At 44.1% G+C, this 18,165-nt stretch carries 15 protein-coding genes; 11 read left to right on the top strand and 4 right to left on the bottom strand.

All coding sequences use genetic code 11. The features are described 5' to 3' along the window. Position 1: 1 nt before the first annotated feature. A complete protein-coding gene (locus tag KDU71_RS19730; RefSeq protein ID WP_212192834.1) occupies positions 2-2,734 on the bottom strand; it encodes a TonB-dependent receptor in 2,733 nt (910 codons plus the stop codon). A 244-nt stretch (positions 2,735-2,978) separates the two neighbouring features. Between KDU71_RS19730 and KDU71_RS19725 the strand changes: the two genes are divergently transcribed. The 9 genes from KDU71_RS19725 (at position 2,979) to KDU71_RS19685 (ending at position 12,357) form a co-directional block, all read left to right on the top strand. Beyond that, the gene (locus KDU71_RS19725) at positions 2,979-4,199 is read left to right on the top strand and encodes a glycoside hydrolase family protein (protein WP_212192833.1); all 1,221 of its coding nucleotides are present in this window, start codon (positions 2,979-2,981) and stop codon (positions 4,197-4,199) included. Between the two features lie 94 nt (positions 4,200-4,293). After that, positions 4,294-5,703, top strand: coding sequence for an alpha/beta hydrolase (locus KDU71_RS19720; RefSeq protein WP_212192832.1), 1,410 nt, complete (start codon positions 4,294-4,296; stop codon positions 5,701-5,703). Further along, positions 5,700-6,380 carry a deiodinase-like protein gene (locus KDU71_RS19715; RefSeq protein ID WP_212192831.1) on the top strand — a complete coding sequence of 227 codons (681 nt, stop codon included), beginning with the start codon at positions 5,700-5,702 and terminating at the stop codon, positions 6,378-6,380. The genes KDU71_RS19720 and KDU71_RS19715 overlap by 4 nt, the downstream gene beginning before the upstream one ends. A 6-nt stretch (positions 6,381-6,386) precedes the next feature. Continuing rightward, positions 6,387-7,166 carry a hypothetical protein gene (locus KDU71_RS19710; protein ID WP_212192830.1) on the top strand — a complete coding sequence of 260 codons (780 nt, stop codon included), beginning with the start codon at positions 6,387-6,389 and terminating at the stop codon, positions 7,164-7,166. Between the two features lie 11 nt (positions 7,167-7,177). After that, positions 7,178-7,819 carry a SanA/YdcF family protein gene (locus tag KDU71_RS19705; RefSeq protein ID WP_244828614.1) on the top strand — a complete coding sequence of 214 codons (642 nt, stop codon included), beginning with the start codon at positions 7,178-7,180 and terminating at the stop codon, positions 7,817-7,819. A 20-nt stretch (positions 7,820-7,839) separates the two neighbouring features. Continuing rightward, positions 7,840-8,829 carry a TolB-like translocation protein gene (locus KDU71_RS19700; protein WP_212192829.1) on the top strand — a complete coding sequence of 330 codons (990 nt, stop codon included), beginning with the start codon at positions 7,840-7,842 and terminating at the stop codon, positions 8,827-8,829. Positions 8,830-9,275: 446 nt separating this feature from the next. Continuing rightward, complete coding sequence (locus KDU71_RS19695; RefSeq protein WP_212192828.1) at positions 9,276-10,421, top strand: iron-containing alcohol dehydrogenase; 1,146 nt, start codon at positions 9,276-9,278, stop codon at positions 10,419-10,421. A 307-nt stretch (positions 10,422-10,728) separates the two neighbouring features. Then, a complete protein-coding gene (locus tag KDU71_RS19690; RefSeq protein ID WP_212192827.1) occupies positions 10,729-11,277 on the top strand; it encodes an NAD-dependent epimerase/dehydratase family protein in 549 nt (182 codons plus the stop codon). 162 nt (positions 11,278-11,439) lie between these two features. After that, positions 11,440-12,357, top strand: coding sequence for a helix-turn-helix domain-containing protein (locus tag KDU71_RS19685; protein WP_244828612.1), 918 nt, complete (start codon positions 11,440-11,442; stop codon positions 12,355-12,357). Here KDU71_RS19685 and KDU71_RS19680 read toward each other — a convergent pair. Beyond that, the gene (locus tag KDU71_RS19680; protein ID WP_212192826.1) at positions 12,354-13,457 is read right to left on the bottom strand and encodes an acyltransferase family protein; all 1,104 of its coding nucleotides are present in this window, start codon (positions 13,455-13,457) and stop codon (positions 12,354-12,356) included. The genes KDU71_RS19685 and KDU71_RS19680 overlap by 4 nt on opposite strands. A gap of 25 nt (positions 13,458-13,482) precedes the next feature. After that, positions 13,483-14,061 (bottom strand): ankyrin repeat domain-containing protein, encoded by a 579-nt coding sequence (locus KDU71_RS19675; RefSeq protein ID WP_212192825.1) that lies wholly within the window; start codon positions 14,059-14,061, stop codon positions 13,483-13,485. Positions 14,062-14,391: 330 nt separating this feature from the next. On the opposite strand from KDU71_RS19675, the gene KDU71_RS19670 reads away from it, so the two are divergent. Then, positions 14,392-16,428 (top strand): helix-turn-helix domain-containing protein, encoded by a 2,037-nt coding sequence (locus KDU71_RS19670; RefSeq protein WP_212192824.1) that lies wholly within the window; start codon positions 14,392-14,394, stop codon positions 16,426-16,428. Between the two features lie 151 nt (positions 16,429-16,579). On the opposite strand, the gene KDU71_RS19665 is transcribed toward KDU71_RS19670, so the two are convergent. Then, the gene (locus KDU71_RS19665) at positions 16,580-17,419 is read right to left on the bottom strand and encodes a DUF4382 domain-containing protein (RefSeq protein WP_212192823.1); all 840 of its coding nucleotides are present in this window, start codon (positions 17,417-17,419) and stop codon (positions 16,580-16,582) included. 207 nt (positions 17,420-17,626) lie between these two features. On the opposite strand from KDU71_RS19665, the gene KDU71_RS19660 reads away from it, so the two are divergent. After that, complete coding sequence (locus KDU71_RS19660) at positions 17,627-18,115, top strand: hypothetical protein (RefSeq protein WP_212192822.1); 489 nt, start codon at positions 17,627-17,629, stop codon at positions 18,113-18,115. Positions 18,116-18,165 lie beyond the last annotated feature (50 nt).

The following is an 18,165-nucleotide window of genomic DNA, read 5'->3' as shown; positions in this document are numbered from 1 at the left end:
ATTAAAAGTTAAAACGAATACCTCCCTGCATACGCACACCATAATATTCAGCTTGCATGGTGTATTGCTCATCGCCCTGATAGTAACGTAACGGTTGATCCAATAAGTTATTGACCTCTGCAAATATTTTCAGGTTTTTACTCAAGTCGTATGAGCCACTCAGGTCAACATGTGTTGCTTTGTCGTAATAACGATCCTCAAAGGCCTCACTCCCGTATTCATCCAGAAAATCACTGGCATAGTTCAACGATGCCCTCAATGTCAACTTCTTGCTTTCGTAGAATAGGGAGGCATTTAAGGTGTGCTCTGGTGTACCGGGTAATTCTAGTTCCTCGTTTTCACGGTCTTCAAGCTTAACATTATTCACCTTGCTATAATTGTAGCTATAATTGGCATATAATCCTATATTCTTCAAGAAACCAGGCAAGAAATTAAACTGGCGCTGAAAAGCAGCTTCGAAGCCAAATAAATCGGCATCCCCGGCATTAATAGGCTGGTAAACCCGCCATTCACTGCCGTCAATCATCTCATTGGTTCTTTGATTAGCAATGTAATCAGAAATTCCTTTGTAATACAAACCTGCCGAAACAACTCCGATTGATTGGAAATAATGCTCCAGCATCAGGTCGAAATTCATTGAACTGGTGGCATTAAGCTTCGAATTACCAACAGCCAGCTCTTCGTCTTCGCGGTTGTAGATTTCATAGGGTACCAGGTCGAAATAACGCGGACGAGCCAGTGTATTGGTCCAGGCAGCCTTAAGCTTGGTTAGCTCAGAAATGTCGTATTTCAATAATACACTGGGCAGCAGATTGGCATAATCACTGGTTTGAGTGCCAGTAGGAATGCCTTCACCAATTCCGTCCGGATCAAATATAAAGCCAGCATATTCAACATTGGTATACTCATATCGGATACCGGCAACAGCCGTTAATTGCGAAGTAATGGTTTGATCCCAGCGGAAGTATCCTGCATATACGTCTTCTTTGGCATTGAAATTACCGGCAGTTTCTTCCTTGTTTTCTTCACCTTCAAAATCGGCCCCATCCAGAGTCAGACCTCCCACAAATTCTTTGGTAACAAAGCTGCCAGCGGTATAATCACCTGCTCTGAAATTATCTCTGGTTTCATCAGCTATATTGGCTCCGCTGGTAGCCTGGGCAATAAACGCATCTTCATCAACAGGCTCGTACTCGTAAAATTTATTGTCGCGCTTCTTCTCCTTACTCTTATACTTAAAACCAAATTTCAGGTTGGAGCTACCGGTTGTTGGTAGTTCAAAATTTGTACTGAATGTTTTATCAATATCATCGGTGAACTGAAACTCCTCCGTCAGTTCTTTAAATCCCCAGTTACTATTCAAATCTTTGGCTTCAGGTGTATTCACCATTACATTAGGCTTTTTAGTATCGCCCAGCTCCTGTTCAATGCTTGCATCTTTGTAACGCATGCTCAAATAGCGCTCATTGGGCCGCTCCTCCTTGGCTTTGGAGTATGCCGCTTTCCAATCGGCCGTTAGTATACCAAAATGGTGTTCGCCACCCAATGAAAAGTTCATTGTCGTTTGATCTTCAAGGCGGGCATATTTATTATCTGAAGTACCCGCCTTCGTCTGACGTCGAATTTCACTTACCCAATTACCATTATCATCCTGTTCAATATCCTTATAACGCAGTCGATAACGGTTTTCCCAGTCTTTACGACGGTTGTATATACCTTTCAGGTCTAGCGAATGCTTATCGTTAATGTTAAAATCAAACGAAGCAGAGTAACTCTGGCGCTCCCTTTGCACCTCGTATGTGCGTATCTGAAAATCTTTCATATTGCCATCATCTTCCCACTCAGCCTCAATATTGTCGGAGCCCAGCTGATGGTTAAAATAAGAGCCTGAAAGAACCATACCCAGCTTATTGTTAATAAAACGATCGCCATACACAATAGATCCTACTGCCATGGGTTTCTGGGACAAAAAGTTATAGCCACTACCAACTGTTCCGGAAATTCGTCTGTCGACGGGCTTTGAACGGGTCACCAAGTTAACCGAACCGCCAATGGCATCGCCTTCCATATCCGCTGTAACAACTTTACTTACTTCAATCGACTGCACCATATCGGCAGGAATCAGGTCAAGCTGAACCGAGCGTGTTTCAGCTTCAGCGGATGGAATTCGTTCGCCATTAATAGTTACCGAATTTAAGTCGGGTGCTGTACCACGTATATTTCCAAAGCGGGCTTCACCCTGATCGTACTGCACATTAATACCAGGTATTCGCTTCAATGCATCTCCTATGTTTGAATCGGGAAACCGTTCAACCTGATCAGATGCAATAACATTTGTAATCTTAATACTGTTCTTTTGCTGATTCAGGGCTTTGGTTTGTCCTTGCAGCTGCCCGTTAATTTTGATTTCTTGTAGTTCAATACCTTCATTCAATATAAAATTGGCTTCGGCCCCCTCTCCATTGGCAATGGTTATGGCAGCAACAGCTTCTTTAAAACCAATGTAATTGACTTTAATCGTGTAATCACCATCCTTGAGGTTCTTGATACGATAAAACCCATTAATATCAGTTATAGTACCTATTTCCGCATGGTTATGCAAATAGACGGCAGCACCCGGTAAGGGGTAGTTTTTTGAATCGGTGATGCGGCCATGAACATAACCGCTTTGTGCTAAGGCCGAAAGATTGATTAGCGATATCGCCAGTATGGCGAACCATTTGATTGTTCTCATTATTGTTGTAGGTTAAAAAATTTGATGGCAAATATAGAGTGGCGCCAGGGGGAAGACTTTAACACCAAGTGAAGTTTACATAACCAAAATCAATAGTTAATGTTATCATATTAAGATAACGTTAACTATGAGTTGAGAAAATCACCCCTCTACCAGTTAAATCATCTGATGATAGAATCTATCAGAAAATTTGGTCGTATTTTGGTAGAAAGGAAGGTGAAGAAATACTTAACCACAAAGCTACATGTTAAAACAAATCAGTACGTTAACTATAATGACTATAGTATCCTGCATATGTTGGAGCTGTAGTACACCCGAACAACAAAGCATCCAAATACACCCTTTGCCTGTTGATGCATTTATTGATGGCGATATCCTTAAGGGGCCATCTGCATTAAACGATCCCAACCGTTTCATATGGGGAGGCAGTGTACTTAAAGGTGATGATGGCCGATACCATATGATTTATAACACCTGGGAATGTGGTGACTCCATCCCACAGTTTACTGACTCATGGGTATTGCACTCAAAGCTGGGCTATGCAGTTTCGGACTATCCAGATAAAGGCTTTGAGTTTCAAAAGATCATCCTGCAAGGCAGACGGTTTGGAGGCGACACCGATGCCTGGGATGCACAAATGGTGACCAATCCTCACCTCAAAAAGTTTAACGGTAAGTACTACCTGTATTATGTTGGTTCAAAGGAGCCGGGGGTACAGCCCGAGGGCTCGAAAGGGGAAAACCTCAATCAGCGTAACCGTGTTCAACAGATGCAATGCATTGGTGTAATTGAGTTTGATTGTTTCGAAGACCTGTTAGCCAGTAATTTCAAACGCCCAAACACCCCGATACTCAGTCCTCGCACCCGCGTTAAAGCCGATAATGTGGTAAATCCATCGCCAGAAGGTACAGTGGCTAAACCTGATAATATTATTGTGGTGAACCCATCGGTGGTGCAACGTCCCTCCGACGGTAAATACCTTTTGTATTTTAAAGGCAATATCTTTGATCCCCACTGGAAAGGAGTTCACGGAGTAGCTATTGCAGATAGTCCCCTGGGACCATTTCAACCCAGCGACAATGTGATTTTTGAAGTTATGATGGACGATGGTAAAATTGCCTCAGCCGAAGATCCGTTTGTTTGGTACCACCAGAGAAGCGAACGTTTCTATGCTGTTATCAAAGACTTTTCAGGGCAAATAACTGGTGTAGAGCCCGGGCTGGCCATGCTTGAATCGAAGGATGGCATTAACTGGCCCCAACCAGCCAATCCTTTCTTTATGAAAAAGGAATTGCAGCTAAAGAGTGGCGAAATGGTGAAAGTAAACCGACTGGAGCGCCCCCAGCTACTGCTGGATGAAGCCGGCAATCCAATGGTATTATATGCAGCCTGCTCACTGGTTAACATCAACCCACGCCAGGACGGCGCCTCATTTAACATCCAGATACCACTTAACATTAAGTAGAATCAAGAATAAATGAAAAATAACATTCATGACTGTCCTGGCTTTACAGCACAACTATTTTTCAGTCAGGATGGTTATAGTATAAAACTGAATAATGACAATCAGACTAAAACAGTATCCCATTTTAATACTAGTGCTGCTTATGGTAGCCTTATCATGCAAGCGTCAGTCCACAGTTATCACCTTTGAACTGGATATGCGACCGGCCATTGCTGAAGGATGGTTTAGTACAGATAATGACCAGGTTGGATTACGAGGTGACCAGCAACCCCTTAGCTGGTCAGAGACCTATCTGGCTAATGCCACTAATGCAGATGGTATCTATTCACTTAAAATACCTTTCTCAATAGCGGGCGATAGCCTTGAACTCAGTTACAAAATAAAAACTGAAGGAGCAGGACACCCTGAAGAAGGATGGCAAACCGGCCACAATCATCGTTTAGTGTTATATAAAGGCCAACAACAAACTGTTAAACTATCATGGGATACTCAGGCTCCTCAACCTTCTTCGAGCATCACAGGCAATGTAGACATATTGCGTCAATTTGATAGTGGAGAACTAGCCAGGCGGGATATTTTTATATACCTGCCGCCTGGCTATCAAAGCTCAAACCAACATTACGATGTATTGTATATGCACGATGGCCAGAACCTGTTTGATGCCGCCAGCACTGGTCAGGAATGGGGATTAGATGAAGTAGCTGAGGATCTGATAACTTCTGGCAAGATAGCTCCATTAATCATCGTGGGTATTGGTAACACCTCCAATCGCATGGATGAATACACGCCAACCCGTCAGCACTGGTCATATAACTTCATAAAAGTTGACAATAAGAATGAAGTAGCTGGCCATTACCAGACTGATACCGGCGAGGCACTTCAAGTAAAAACACAATCAGACACCTTACTGGTTATCATTCCGGGAAGTGATGAATGGCAGCGACTGGAAGCCCGGTCTGACACATCGTATTACCTGCCGCGAGCCGGTATTCACTTTACGTTTCAACAAGATAAACAAGGCTCCACTATTCATGCCAGCAAGCCTCCAATGGGTGGAAAAGGACCGTTATACGAAAACTTTATTCTGAATCAACTAAAACCATATATCGACAGTACTTATCGCACCAATCCATCTGCTGAACACACCTCATTGGGTGGCTCCTCACTAGGTGGTCTCATCAGTCTTTACGCCGGATTACGCCATCCCGAAACATTTCAAAACTTGCTGATTCTTTCTCCTTCACTCTGGTGGGATAACAAAATGATGTTTGATTGGGTGAATACCATTGAACCTTCCTCTCACCAAAGAATTTGGTTATATATTGGTGGAGCTGAAGGCGAAGAAACTGTTAGCAATGTGAGAGCCATGAAGCAACTACTGATTGATAACGGTTGGCAATTGCAATATAAAGAAGCCGAGCACGAGCAACACAATGAAACAGCCTGGAAGAAACAGGCTGCTAACATCCTTCACTTCGTGGCGGGCAATAACAAGGCGCAATGAAAAAAGACGATTTAACAAAGGAACTGAGAAGAGAGTTATTATCGAAAGACATGGCAGCTTTTGAAGAAGCCATTGGTTTTACCGAAGAGGAGTGGCATCAAATAAAAAACGGACTCAACCAGCGGGAAGTCGGCATGAAGGCGACACTGAATTCGCAAGCTCCGGCCTTTTCTGTGACAATGATGAATACGGAAGGTGAGATAAGCGGGTCAACCGTGTCACTGGCCGACTATAAAGGTCGTCCCCTGGCACTGGTTTTGGGCAGCTACACCTGCCCCGTGTTTCGCAGACACAACAGCCGGATAAACGCCATCTATGAAGCTTACCATAACAAGGCGGCCTTTCTGCACATTTACGTATACGAAATGCATCCGGTCAATAGCTGGTTCATACCCATTAATCTGCAGGATGATGTGGTGTATGACCAACCAACCACACTTGCCGGGCGTGCTGCTGTAGCAAGAGACTGGATTAAAGCACAAAACATACACATGCCAGTGGCTTTGGATGATATGCACAATACCGTGGATGAACTCTATGCCGGCTCGCCGGAGCGGCTATATGTGATTGACAGCGATGGCATCATCCGATTCCGGTCCTCACAAGGCCCCTTCGACGACCATGAGGTTGACCAGTGGGAAGCAACTCTTCAACAACTAACCAGTCACACTATTTAAAGCACCATGAAAAAGCTCTTTTCACTGATAATCCTAATGGTAGCGTGGCCTACTTTGAAGGCACAAGACTGTTATGAAGATAAAACAATAGAGTACCTCAGGCATGATTTCTCAGAAATCTGGCTCCATAAAACCTTTCAGGGTACAATAGGTGACAACAACCAGCGGATACAAGTGCGTTTCACGGCTATCACACAGCTTAATGACTCCACCTATCAGGCCATTGGAAAATCAAAAGTACACTCAAATATTTGTGATTTTAAAGGTTACCTGCAGCTTTCGAAAATTAAGATTGTTAAAGCAGCGTGCGACGAGCCCTACAACTCGTATGGCATCATAACGGCCACTTATGAACTCAACGAAGATTCCACCCAAAACCACGTGGGACGATTTACAGGTACGCTGCAAAGCATGTTTGACAAAACCGATGAGGGTTTTCAACAGTTTCCTGGCTGGTATAGCGACGAAGGGGTAAATGTGTTTAAGGGCACCTGGCAGGAATACGGAAAGACAGCACCTAAATATTGCAGCTGGGGACTGCAAATCCCCCCCTGCCCTCGTAATGACTTATTCAGGCATCTGGAAAACGAGTTCTACCTCTTCAATAACAAGTATATCAACCAAGGATGGCACTCATATGTACTGACTCACCTCAACACCTTCATTGTTGTACCCAAATCTTTCAATAGCAACATATCCGCATATCCTAAAGAAACCATTACCTTCAGCGAAGAAGAAATAAGCCAGAGCCAGGCCATTGAGAATGAGCAATGGTGGAATCATTAAAATACACAAATATGCCCTACCTGTTAACAGTCATCAAAATGGCCATCATCATAGCCATCCTTAGTCTCCTAAGCATCTTTGGTGCCAACTGGCTGGTGGAGCATTCAGCAAAGGATAAATTGTACAACGCAAGCAACGAAATCCCACACAATAAAGTGGGACTACTGCTGGGTACCGGCAAAGTGCTTTCCAATGGCCACACCAACCTTTACTACACCTATCGTATTGAGGCGGCCGTGCGTCTTTACAAGGCTCAAAAGGTAGATTATATTCTGGTGAGTGGTGACAACTCGCGTTCAACATACGACGAACCTACCACCATTAAAAACGACCTGATTACCAAAGGTATCCCGGCCGATAAAATTATTCTGGATTACGCCGGTTTCCGCACCCTGGATTCGGTGGTGCGCTGTAAAGAAATATTTGGGCAAACCAGTATTACAGTCATTTCGCAGCAGTTTCATAACGAACGCGCCATTTATCTGGCCAAGCACAATGGCATCACTGCCGTAGGATATAATGCCAAAGATGTCAGCCGGCGATATGGTTTTAAAACCAAGCTGCGAGAGCGTTTGGCGCGGGTTAAGCTGCTGCTGGACCTAGCCTTTGGCAAAAAGCCGAAGTTCCTGGGCGAACCCATTGAAATAAAATAGTAATCACCAACCCATATTACATGCATTCACACATTAAACTCCTGCTTCTTCTGTGCCTGGCCCTCATAAGTTGCCAGCAACAGTCTGATACGGTCAATCAAACTATAGTCGATATTAACTCAGCACCCGACACTCTCAGCCTATTGGGTGAAGGCATTATCTCCACGTCGCTTTATGAACGCGACATCGCCATATCACCCCAAGGTGATGAAATTATTTACACCTTAGGCGATTATAAGCAAACGCGCCGTGGACTAGTAATACTCACCAAAAAGAGCGAACAGTGGTCTGAACCTGCCCTGATGAGTATTTCAGGCGAATACATGGATATTGAACCCTTCTACAGTCACGATGGTCAGCGCCTGTTTTTTGCATCCAACAGACCTATCTTTAACGACACCACGCGCAAGGATTATAACATCTGGTATAGTGACAGGCTGAATAATGGCTGGTCGGCACCGGTGGCGATCGATTCGCTTATTAACACGCGTGCCGATGAGTTTTATCCCTCGCTGAGCCGCAATGGCAACCTGTATTTCACAGCAACAAGGCCCAATGGCATAGGGCGTGAAGATATTTTTATGTCGGAACTGATTGATGGCCATTACCAGACTCCAAAGCCCCTGCCAGCAGAAGTCAATTCGGCCCTGTATGAGTTTAACGCTTTTATCAGTCCCAATGAGGATTACCTGCTGTTTGGCTCCTTTGGCCGCAGTGATGGATTGGGCGGTGGTGACATTTACATCAGCGAGAAGGACAGCTTAGGCCACTGGACACAAGCCCGCAACCTGGGAAGCCCCATCAACTCAGATAAACTGGATTTCTGCCCATTTGTGGATACTGCCTCCCGCAATTTTTATTTTACAAGCGAACGAAGCGGCAACCAGAAAAGTCCAATAAAAAGCATAGCTGAACTAAAGTCTTCTGCCAACAGTCCACTTAATGGCTTTGGCAATATCTATAAAATAAGCTTCGAAGCCTTGGGCATCAAAACAGCTATAAATAACTAAACAATGAAAATAAGCGCAACATCGCTTTAGTGATAAATACACCTTGCTACTTGCTCAATAGACTAACCTTTATTCGTTGTTTTATGCATCTGTTTTTAAAACATGCTGATGTTTGTGAAAAAACGTAGTGACGTTTTACTTAAAACATAAGCACGTTTTGATCAAAACGTAGGCATGTTTTTCCAGCTTATTAATCACCATTGAAGATCAATAACTTGCAACTATTAAGAATCCTCCTGTTTTACCGCTTATAAATCACCTCCAAAAACACCTCAATACGTTGGATAATCATTTACCACCAGCCCAGAAGATATTTATTCACCTCAATTCAAGAAAGATACATCATCAGTAAAATGTATACATCAATCAGTAATATATTTCAATTATTGTATTGACAGTGCTCTACTTTTGAATTATCAATTGCATAACACTTAAAAGACACAATAATGAAAGATTTTACATTTTACAATCCCACTCGCATAGAGTTTGGACAGGGTAAAGAAAATAACATTGGCCAATATGTCGCCGAATATGGCGTCAGTAAGGTATTAATCGTTTACGGTTCGGAGCGCATTAAAAAATCCGGCTTGTTCGACCGTGTGGTGGCTTCATTACAAGAAAAAGGCATAAGTTACGAAGAGCTGGGCGGCGTTGTGAGCAATCCGGTGTTGAGCAAAGTGCACGAGGGCATTCAGCTGGCCAAAGAGAAACAGGTGGATGGCATACTAGCTGTTGGCGGTGGTTCGGTACTCGACTCTGTTAAGGCCATTGCGGCCGGTGCCAAATACGATGGCGATGTGTGGGATTTCTTTGTATTTAAGGCTTTTGTACAGGAAGCTCTGCCACTCTTCTCCATTATTACCCTGGCCGCCACTGGTAGCGAAATGAACAATGGCGGAGTGGTAATGAACGAAGCCACCAAAGAGAAATTTGCCCTGATGGCTCCAAGCTTATTCCCCAAAGTATCGGTTATTAGTCCTGAACTGCAATCAACGGTTACGCGTGAGTACCTGGTATATTCAGCCGCTGATATATTTGCCCACTGCCTCGACCTGTATTTCTCGGCTTCCTATATACCCACATTCATAAAAGGTCATATCGAGAATATATTAAGGACCGTTATCAGAACAACCGAAATATTACTTGAAGAGCCGGATAATTATGAAGCCCGCGGCGAATTTGCCTGGGCGGCCACACAGGCCTTAAACGGTTCAACCTTTACAGGTGTTGAGGGCAACTCTTACGATACGCATATTGTGGAGCATGCCATGTCGGCCTTGTTTAATATTGCCCACGGTGCCGGCTTGTCAATTGTATTGCCAGCCTGGATGAAGTGGCACAAACAGCAAAACGTGGCTCAATACGAACGCTTTGCTAAAGAAGTATTTGGCGTGGAAGGTGCCGACGCAGGTATACAAGCGCTGGAGGACTGGTTTAAAAAGATTGGTACGCCCGTTAAGCTGGAAGAAGGCAACATACCACGCAACGCCATTGCCGATTTGGCTGAAAATGCCCATGGACTGGCTACCAACTGGGGTGTTGGCGAAAAGTATACAACACAAGTCATCACCGAAATATTGGAGCTAGCCTAAGCACTGCTAGTTATGAAGAACTTGTCCGAAAATTAAGATAGGCAATTTCAAAACTAACATTATCACCTCATCCCGGCCTTTCCGCTTTGGCGGAATAAATCCTCCTCAAGGAGAAAGTGACATTATCGAAAAGGCAACTATCTCTAATGTAAGATTATATTTTCGTTAAGTAGCGGCTTCCTCTCCTTGTAGGAGAGGATTGAGGTGGAGTGTTTTCTTACGAATTACAAGTTTACAATTGTCTTTTTAACGTTCCTGACACCCGTTTTTAAAAATCAACTAAGAACAGTATCAAACTAAAAAAGCAATGAAAGTAATTATAACCGGTTCAACTGGTATGGTGGGTAAAGGTGCCCTACTGGAGTGCCTCGACAGCCCTGTGGTGAACAAGATACTGGTCATTAACCGAAGCAGTGTTTACATTCATCACCCTAAACTGGAAGAAATCATCCACAAGGATTTCAGCGATTTATCGGCAATAAAAGATAGGCTGGCCAGCTATGATGCCTGTTTCCATTGCATGGGTATTTCGGCATTAGGCCTAAGTGAAGCACAGTATACCGAGATAACCTACACCATGACCAAAGAACTGGCAGACACCCTCTACAGCCTCAACCCACAGATGGTTTTCAGCTATGTATCGGGTGCCGGTACCGATAGCAGCGAAAAGGGCCGGGTGATGTGGGCCCGTGTTAAAGGCAAAACCGAAAACATGATTCTGAATAAGGGCTTTAAAGACGCGTATGCATTCAGGCCGTGTGCCATACTCCCCGAAAAAGGTATTAGTCGCGCACCAGTTGGTATAATGCTTTCTACCTGTTTTTCCGTCCGTTTTTCCCCTTGCTCCGAAAGATGAATTCCGTAACTTCAACCACAAAAATCGGAATAGCCATGATTCAGCTTGTGCAGCAGGCCAGCGATAAAAAAATACTGGAGAATAAGGACATCAATAGTATTGTTGCATAATATAAAGGCTATCGACTGGAAGCTCATCAACCACTGACTATTTACACGCATCATGAAAGATATTATCCACATAAACAGCATCGCCGAAGTCCACCAGCACATGGGACTTGAAGCCCCCAGGCATCCATTGGTAAGCATTTATAAACATGATGAAATAACGCCCAACCATGAGTTTGCGGGGAAGAATCTTTCGATTAATTTGTACCAGGTGATGTTTAAGATGTGTAAGTCAGGCTCCCTCTCCTATGGCCGCAGCAGCTATGACTATCATGAGGGAACTTTAATATTTATGGCACCGGGTCAGGTCGTTAATTTTGGTCATGAAGAAGAGTGGGACAGGAATGAGATGAAGGGTGGCTGGTCGCTCAACTTTCATCCGGATTTGATACGCCGCTCGCACCTGGGGCAGCACATCGATGATTACAGTTTCTTTTCGTACGAGGTAAATGAAGCCTTGCACCTGTCGGATATGGAGAAACAAACCATTGGCGAGATACGGGATAAAATCATCCACGAATACAGGGCCAATATAGATAAGCACAGTCAAAAGCTGATTATCTCCAACATTGAGCTGATGCTGGATTACTGCACCCGCTTCTATGACCGACAGTTTTACACACGCGAGAATTTAAATAAGGATACCATCAGCCGTTTCGAAAGGCTCTTAAAAGAATACTATGCCTCGGACAAACCGCTTGAAACAGGTCTGCCCACAGTCAAATACTGCGGGGCAGAGCTTAACCTGTCGGCCAATTACCTCAGTGACCTGCTGAAAAAGGAAACCGGGAGAAATACCCAGGAGCACATTCATAATTTCATTGTTGACAGGGCCAAAACAAACCTCCTAAACACCACCGAGCCGGTGAGCCAGATTGCCTACTCACTGGGCTTTGAGTATCCACAGCATTTCAGCAAAGTGTTTAAGAAGAAAACAGGTGTAAGCCCCGCAGAGTATCGCCACAGTAATTAGTTGCCTTCAGAGCTGATGCAGGGTGCTGGTACCTTATAATTATTTACTGGCCGACGCCTGCATCCAAACAGAACACCTATTAACCAGGTACGGCGAATAAACAACTCAAACACTAAAAGGCTGCCCAATAAACTAATAAGTGTAACAACTAAAAATTTTATCAATAGCGGCACATCCATTGGCAAAACAAACGTCGCACCCATATACAAAAACACCATGTGCAATATATAAACCGGGTAAGCGGCCTTACTGAGATACTTGAGTACCTGGCCAGGGCGGTTCAGATAACGGTACCCAAACGCGAACACCGTATATATCCAGGCCGTTGTTTCTATGGGAAACAAGTAAAGTGGTGGTTGTAGTTCAAACACCAGCCAGCGAACACCAAACAGAATGCCTGCCGATGCCAGGTACAACCAACGCCATTTTAGAATGCTATCCCAGAATGGCTGCCCCACCCAAACCATTAGAAAGCCAAATAAAAAAGCTAATAAACCCATGTAGAACCCGTGCCAGGTGTGGGCATAGAGCTCATACGATTGTGGACTAACCAATATGGTTTCGAGCATGATAAGCAGCGCCACCATAAGCGCCCCTGCCGGGTGAGTCATCACCTTTCTTATGAAACGCACAGCCAAACTATCTGGCTTACGCAGAAGGTAATAGAACACCGGCAACAACAGCACCACATAGCAGAAGATATTTCCCAAAAACCATAAATGTCCACGACCCGGCATATAGCTGATAGCCTGACTGTAATAATCCTGCCATATAAACTGGTGCAAGGGCACTATCGCCAGCATACCAAATATAAAAGGCAGCAATATGCGCCAGCTGCGCTCGGTGAGCAACTGTTTCCACGAGCGCTTGCGCATTGAAAAGTATACACCCATACCCGATACAAAAAACAGAAGCGGTATTCGCCATACATTCAGCATTGACATTGGTATCCATAAACTGTCCATACTATCATTGCTTTGAATAAAACCGATGAATACACCCCAGGGCTGAAACACAATGGCTGCGTGATAAATAAGCAGCAAGCCTATCGCAATTACCCTCAACCAGTCAATATCATATCTTCGTGCTGTTGTTTCCATGGCTATATTGTTTTTTACTAATCCACTATTTCAATAATTCAGCAATCTTTGGCCGAGTGGCTTCCAGCTCCTCGTAATCTAGTCGCAGCCCCAAAGGTCCCAGGTCGCGGTTGATTTGTTCATAGATAGGCTTAACCTCAGCGAATGCACCGGCTACCGATTGCAATGGCGTAGAACCATAGCTGTCAGTCAGGTTTTTATCGACTCCATTGTCCAGTAAATATTCTACAATTTCGGTACGGCAAAAGAAAGCGGCCACATGCAAAGGCGTTGATCCATCCTTACTTTTAAGATTCAGGTCAGCCTTACCATCAATGAGTGCTTTTGCTGCCTCCACCCTGTTGAAGGTAGTGGCAATAATCAGAGGTGTTGAACCATATTCGTCCTTTTGATTTAGATCAGTTCCTGCTTTAATATGGTAGTTGATGGCCTTTACATCACCCATAAATGCAGCAGCATGAATATCCATTACCTTAGCTGGTTTTTCAGCTTGTTCTGAGACCTTATTGCTTTGTCCTTTTGAAGTGCATGCACTCATTAAAATAAAACTTAATACCATCATCCTTGATACCATTAATAGATTAAGATTCTTGTTCGTTTTCATAGCTCAAAATTTTATCCCTCAACGGAGGTGATTTGTAAATCAATTTGACAATGTAAAGTTGCCACAAGATGCGACGCAAAGCCTATCAGCCATGCAGCCAATTACATAAGCTTTGCCGCACACATGTAAACTATGACGCACGGGTATTGATTATGATGCAAAAGAGTGATTTGGGTTAAAAAAGATTGCACAATACGCCCCTGAATTTTGATCAGGAATTGTGGGATTCAACCAAAGCTTACCTCCAGTTTAAAACAATCCGTTTGGAACTGCACCTCCTACATATTAATTTGTATCTTGCCTGCTGTTGTAACTAAACACCACCCTATAATGGACGAAGCCTTTATCAATCAACTGAAGGAGCTGGTGATGGCCAACCTGTCGGATGAGCACTTTGGGGTATCCGAACTGGCTGCCGAAGCCGGCATGAGCCGTTCCAATCTGCTTCGTCGGATACAAAAAGAGCAAGGCTGCTCAGCCAGTCAGTTTATTCGCAACATACGCCTGGAAGAGGGCATGAACCTCTTGCTGACAGAGAGCAAAACCGTTTCGGAAGTAACGTATATGGTTGGCTTCAACAGCACTTCCTATTTCATTAAATGTTTCAGGGAACAGTACGGCTATCCACCGGGTGAAGCCGGTCAGCACCAAGTGGAAACCGGGTCCTCAGCCACTCTTCCAACTAAACCATCGCGCACCTGGATATGGATTACAGCCACTGTGGCATTGTTAACAGTGGCATTCATCCTTTTTACACCTCGCCAAAAGCAACTTATCGGTGATAAATCCATTGCAGTACTGCCGTTTATCAACGACAGTAACGACTCAAGCAATGTGTATGTTGTCAATGGCCTTATGGAGTCTATCCTGAATAAGCTGCAGGCATTGCAGGGCTTAAAGGTGGTGAGTCGCACCTCGGTAGAGAAGTATCGTAATAGTGAACTCACGCTACCTGAGATAGCCAGTGAACTGGGGGTGCGCTACATACTGGAAGGCAGCGGACAGAAGCAGGGGAACGAGATACTGCTGAGTGTTCAGCTAATTGATGCCACTACTGATGACCATTTATGGGCCGAACAATACAACCAGCAAATGGACAACATATTTGCGCTGCAACTGGAGGTAGCCGAAAAAATCACCTCAGCCATTGAACTAACCATCAGTCCTGAGGAACAGGAACGACTGAACCAGGCACCCACCAGTAACCTGGTGGCCTACGACTATTACCTGAAAGGGCTTGACCAGCTGCACAAGGAAACCAACGATGGATTAAATAATGGCATTGCCCTGCTGCGAAAGGCGGTGAATGAGGATGAGTACTTTGCACTTGCTCATGGCGTGTTGTCCATTGCCTATTACTACAAAGACCGCTATGTGCCCAACACAACACTGGGCGATTCACTTATCTATTACGCCGACAAAGCCCTGCTGCTCAACCCTCAGCTGGCGCCCGCCCTTACCGGGAAAGCCCTCTATTACCTGCAAAACAACGATGTACACCAGGCGCTGGAGTACCTCGAAAAGGCACTGGAGTATAATCCCAATTCGGCTACTGTCATCAACACCCTGTCGGACATTTACACCAATCATATCCCCAACACCGGCAAATACCTGGAGTATGCGCTAATGGGCATTAACCTTGATATACATGCCAACGACTCCAACACGGCCAGCTATATTTACCTGCACCTGAGCAATGCATTGGTGCAAAACGGCTTTGTGGATGAAGCCATTAAAAGCATCAACAAATCATTGAGTTACAACCCTGACAACAGCATTTCAGAGTATGTAAAAGCCTACATTGTATATGCTAAAAACCAGGACATCAAGGAAACAGAGGCCATGCTGCATAAAGCACTTGGTAATGACAGCACCCGCTTCGACATACTGATTGAGCTGGGCAACGTTAACTTCTACCAACGTAACTGGGAGGAAGCCCGAAGCTATTTCGATCGCTACCTGCAGATATGCCACCACCTCAGGATGGACCCCTATCCGCATAAAAACATTGACATGGCCTATACCTACCGCCAGCTGGGACAGACAGACAAAGCCGATGAGTTAGTGACACGCTTCAAAGCATTTATTGAACAGGACCAGTCAGTGTATCGTCACCTCTTTTGGGCCAGCTACTATGCCTATCTGAACCAGAACAGCAAGGCTATTGAGCAGCTTCAGCAGTTTACCCAGCAAGAGCAACTGCAAATATGGGTGCCTCTGTTTACGCCTCACGACCCCCTGTTTGATAATATCCGGTACATGCCCGAATTTAAAACCTGCATGCGGGAGATAGATACTCGCTTCTGGCAAAATCATAAAAAACTAAAGAAGCAATTAAACAGTAAGCACCTGTTGGATAATATTTAATCAGAAGGTTCAGCTAAATACCTCTGGCAAAAAAGTATGAGAATACAACTGGGTTTTTCTAAACCATTACAGATAAATAAAGTACTCATACAACAAAACAGGGAATCCTGTTGGATTCCCCGTGTAATTTTTAAACCTAATAATGGTATCTCTACTCAGTAATCTCTACTGCTGCCACTTGTGCATCTACAGTTGTCTTATTTGCTGCAAATACCTCAGCTTCATCAGTGGTGATGGTCTGATAGCCTTCTTTCTCAAATACCAGGGTATACAATCCAGCATCAACACCTAATACAGCGTAATTACCTTCAGCATCAGTAAAGGTAGTGGTATACACTTCTTCACCGGACTTCACTGTTACCTGAACTCCCTCAACCGGTACATCTTCAGCATCTTTTACATACCCTACCAAACGACCAGTAGTTGACAGATTAGCAGCCTTAATAACCGGTGTGAAGTTAAAACCCTGAATTCCTTCCAGTGAACTCGCATCGCCATTAAGCACAAATGATTTGCTAACATCCAAATCGAGTAATAGCTCAGTTGTTAAGCCTCCTTTTACCACCAATGAAGGGCTAATAAATACCTTGATACCAGAATCGGCGCCACTCGGTATTTTGAGGGTGTACTCGCTGCCATCTTTCAGCTTGATGCCGGCATCGCTTACATACAGGCGTACCAGATCATATTCACCAGCCTCAATAGGCAAGTCTACCAGTCCGGCTGTTACGCCATTGGTCAAATCCAGCATGTTAAAGTCCATCACCTCTTCGCTTAAAGTGATAAACGGACTGCCTTGCGAATCATCTTTCTTCCTGATTTCAATTTTGTTAATCGTTACGTTCGCCTCGGTCACCAAGTCCGTTGGGAATGGTGCATCCGTCAGGTGAACCTTTAAGGTTCCGTTTGCAGGTACCTCATCACTGCTGCAGCTATAGAATAAGCCCGACAGTAAAATTGCCATGATGGCAATCAATTGTTTTCCGTCCATAAATTGTGAGATTTAAATTATGTTATCATTTCGCAAACGTTAAAAAAAGATCAAAGGTTTCATATTTTTACCTTAAATTTTCAACAGGCTTATGAACAAGCTCCAGAAATATCAATGCTATATGATGAGTAATAACACAATAGCAATACACAACAAATTGCCTGATTGAATGGTTAATAAGAGTAACCAGAACTAAAACACCTGAACATGATTAATAACCGCTATGTACTTATACTTTTACTACATTTAATACTATGGCAGGCCAGCGCCCAAAGTAATGAGCATGACGCACACCATCACCATCATCATATAAATGAGCTAGGCATAGCAAATGCTCCTGTGTATTTTATCAATGAAAAAGAGCTGGCTTACGGACTCCACCTGCATTACATACGTATGAAGCCTCACTCTCCCTTTGGCATTGGCCTCGGTTATGAGCGTATTTTCGACGACCATGGACACAATACCTTTGGCATTGTAGGTTCGTACCGACCTACGGATCGACTTGTTATCAATCTATCACCAGGCATCACTTTTGAAGACGGAGAGAGCGACCACAGCGCATTTGCCCTGCACTTTGAAACCTCGTATGAGTGGGAAATTAACAATCTACATATTGGCCCCGTGTTTGAAGTAGCCTACGATCCGGAAGATATACATATCAGCCTTGGCTTGCATGTAGGTATTGGCTTTTAATCGTAGTCAACTATACTATTCAGACCAAACCTGGCTACAACTTCTAACAT

Origin of the sequence: Carboxylicivirga sediminis (assembly GCF_018156225.1) — a bacterium.
Lineage (GTDB): Bacteria > Bacteroidota > Bacteroidia > Bacteroidales > Marinilabiliaceae > Carboxylicivirga > Carboxylicivirga sediminis.
This window is presented reverse-complemented; position numbering and strand designations above follow the sequence as displayed.

Bases quoted from the DNA above. Each gene is read 5' to 3' on its own strand.
- KDU71_RS19705 (WP_244828614.1), top strand. From the start codon at position 7,178: ATGCCCTACCTGTTAACAGTCATCAAAATGGCCATCATCATAGCCATC.
- KDU71_RS19715 (WP_212192831.1), top strand. From the start codon at position 5,700: ATGAAAAAAGACGATTTAACAAAGGAACTGAGAAGAGAGTTATTATCG.
- KDU71_RS19670 (WP_212192824.1), top strand. From the start codon at position 14,392: ATGGACGAAGCCTTTATCAATCAACTGAAGGAGCTGGTGATGGCCAAC.
- KDU71_RS19725 (WP_212192833.1), top strand. From the start codon at position 2,979: ATGTTAAAACAAATCAGTACGTTAACTATAATGACTATAGTATCCTGC.
- KDU71_RS19685 (WP_244828612.1), top strand. From the start codon at position 11,440: ATGAAAGATATTATCCACATAAACAGCATCGCCGAAGTCCACCAGCAC.
- KDU71_RS19730 (WP_212192834.1), bottom strand. From the start codon at position 2,734: ATGAGAACAATCAAATGGTTCGCCATACTGGCGATATCGCTAATCAAT.
- KDU71_RS19675 (WP_212192825.1), bottom strand. From the start codon at position 14,061: ATGAAAACGAACAAGAATCTTAATCTATTAATGGTATCAAGGATGATG.
- KDU71_RS19700 (WP_212192829.1), top strand. From the start codon at position 7,840: ATGCATTCACACATTAAACTCCTGCTTCTTCTGTGCCTGGCCCTCATA.
- KDU71_RS19710 (WP_212192830.1), top strand. From the start codon at position 6,387: ATGAAAAAGCTCTTTTCACTGATAATCCTAATGGTAGCGTGGCCTACT.
- KDU71_RS19690 (WP_212192827.1), top strand. From the start codon at position 10,729: ATGAAAGTAATTATAACCGGTTCAACTGGTATGGTGGGTAAAGGTGCC.
- KDU71_RS19660 (WP_212192822.1), top strand. From the start codon at position 17,627: ATGATTAATAACCGCTATGTACTTATACTTTTACTACATTTAATACTA.
- KDU71_RS19720 (WP_212192832.1), top strand. From the start codon at position 4,294: ATGACAATCAGACTAAAACAGTATCCCATTTTAATACTAGTGCTGCTT.
- KDU71_RS19665 (WP_212192823.1), bottom strand. From the start codon at position 17,419: ATGGACGGAAAACAATTGATTGCCATCATGGCAATTTTACTGTCGGGC.
- KDU71_RS19680 (WP_212192826.1), bottom strand. From the start codon at position 13,457: ATGGAAACAACAGCACGAAGATATGATATTGACTGGTTGAGGGTAATT.
- KDU71_RS19695 (WP_212192828.1), top strand. From the start codon at position 9,276: ATGAAAGATTTTACATTTTACAATCCCACTCGCATAGAGTTTGGACAG.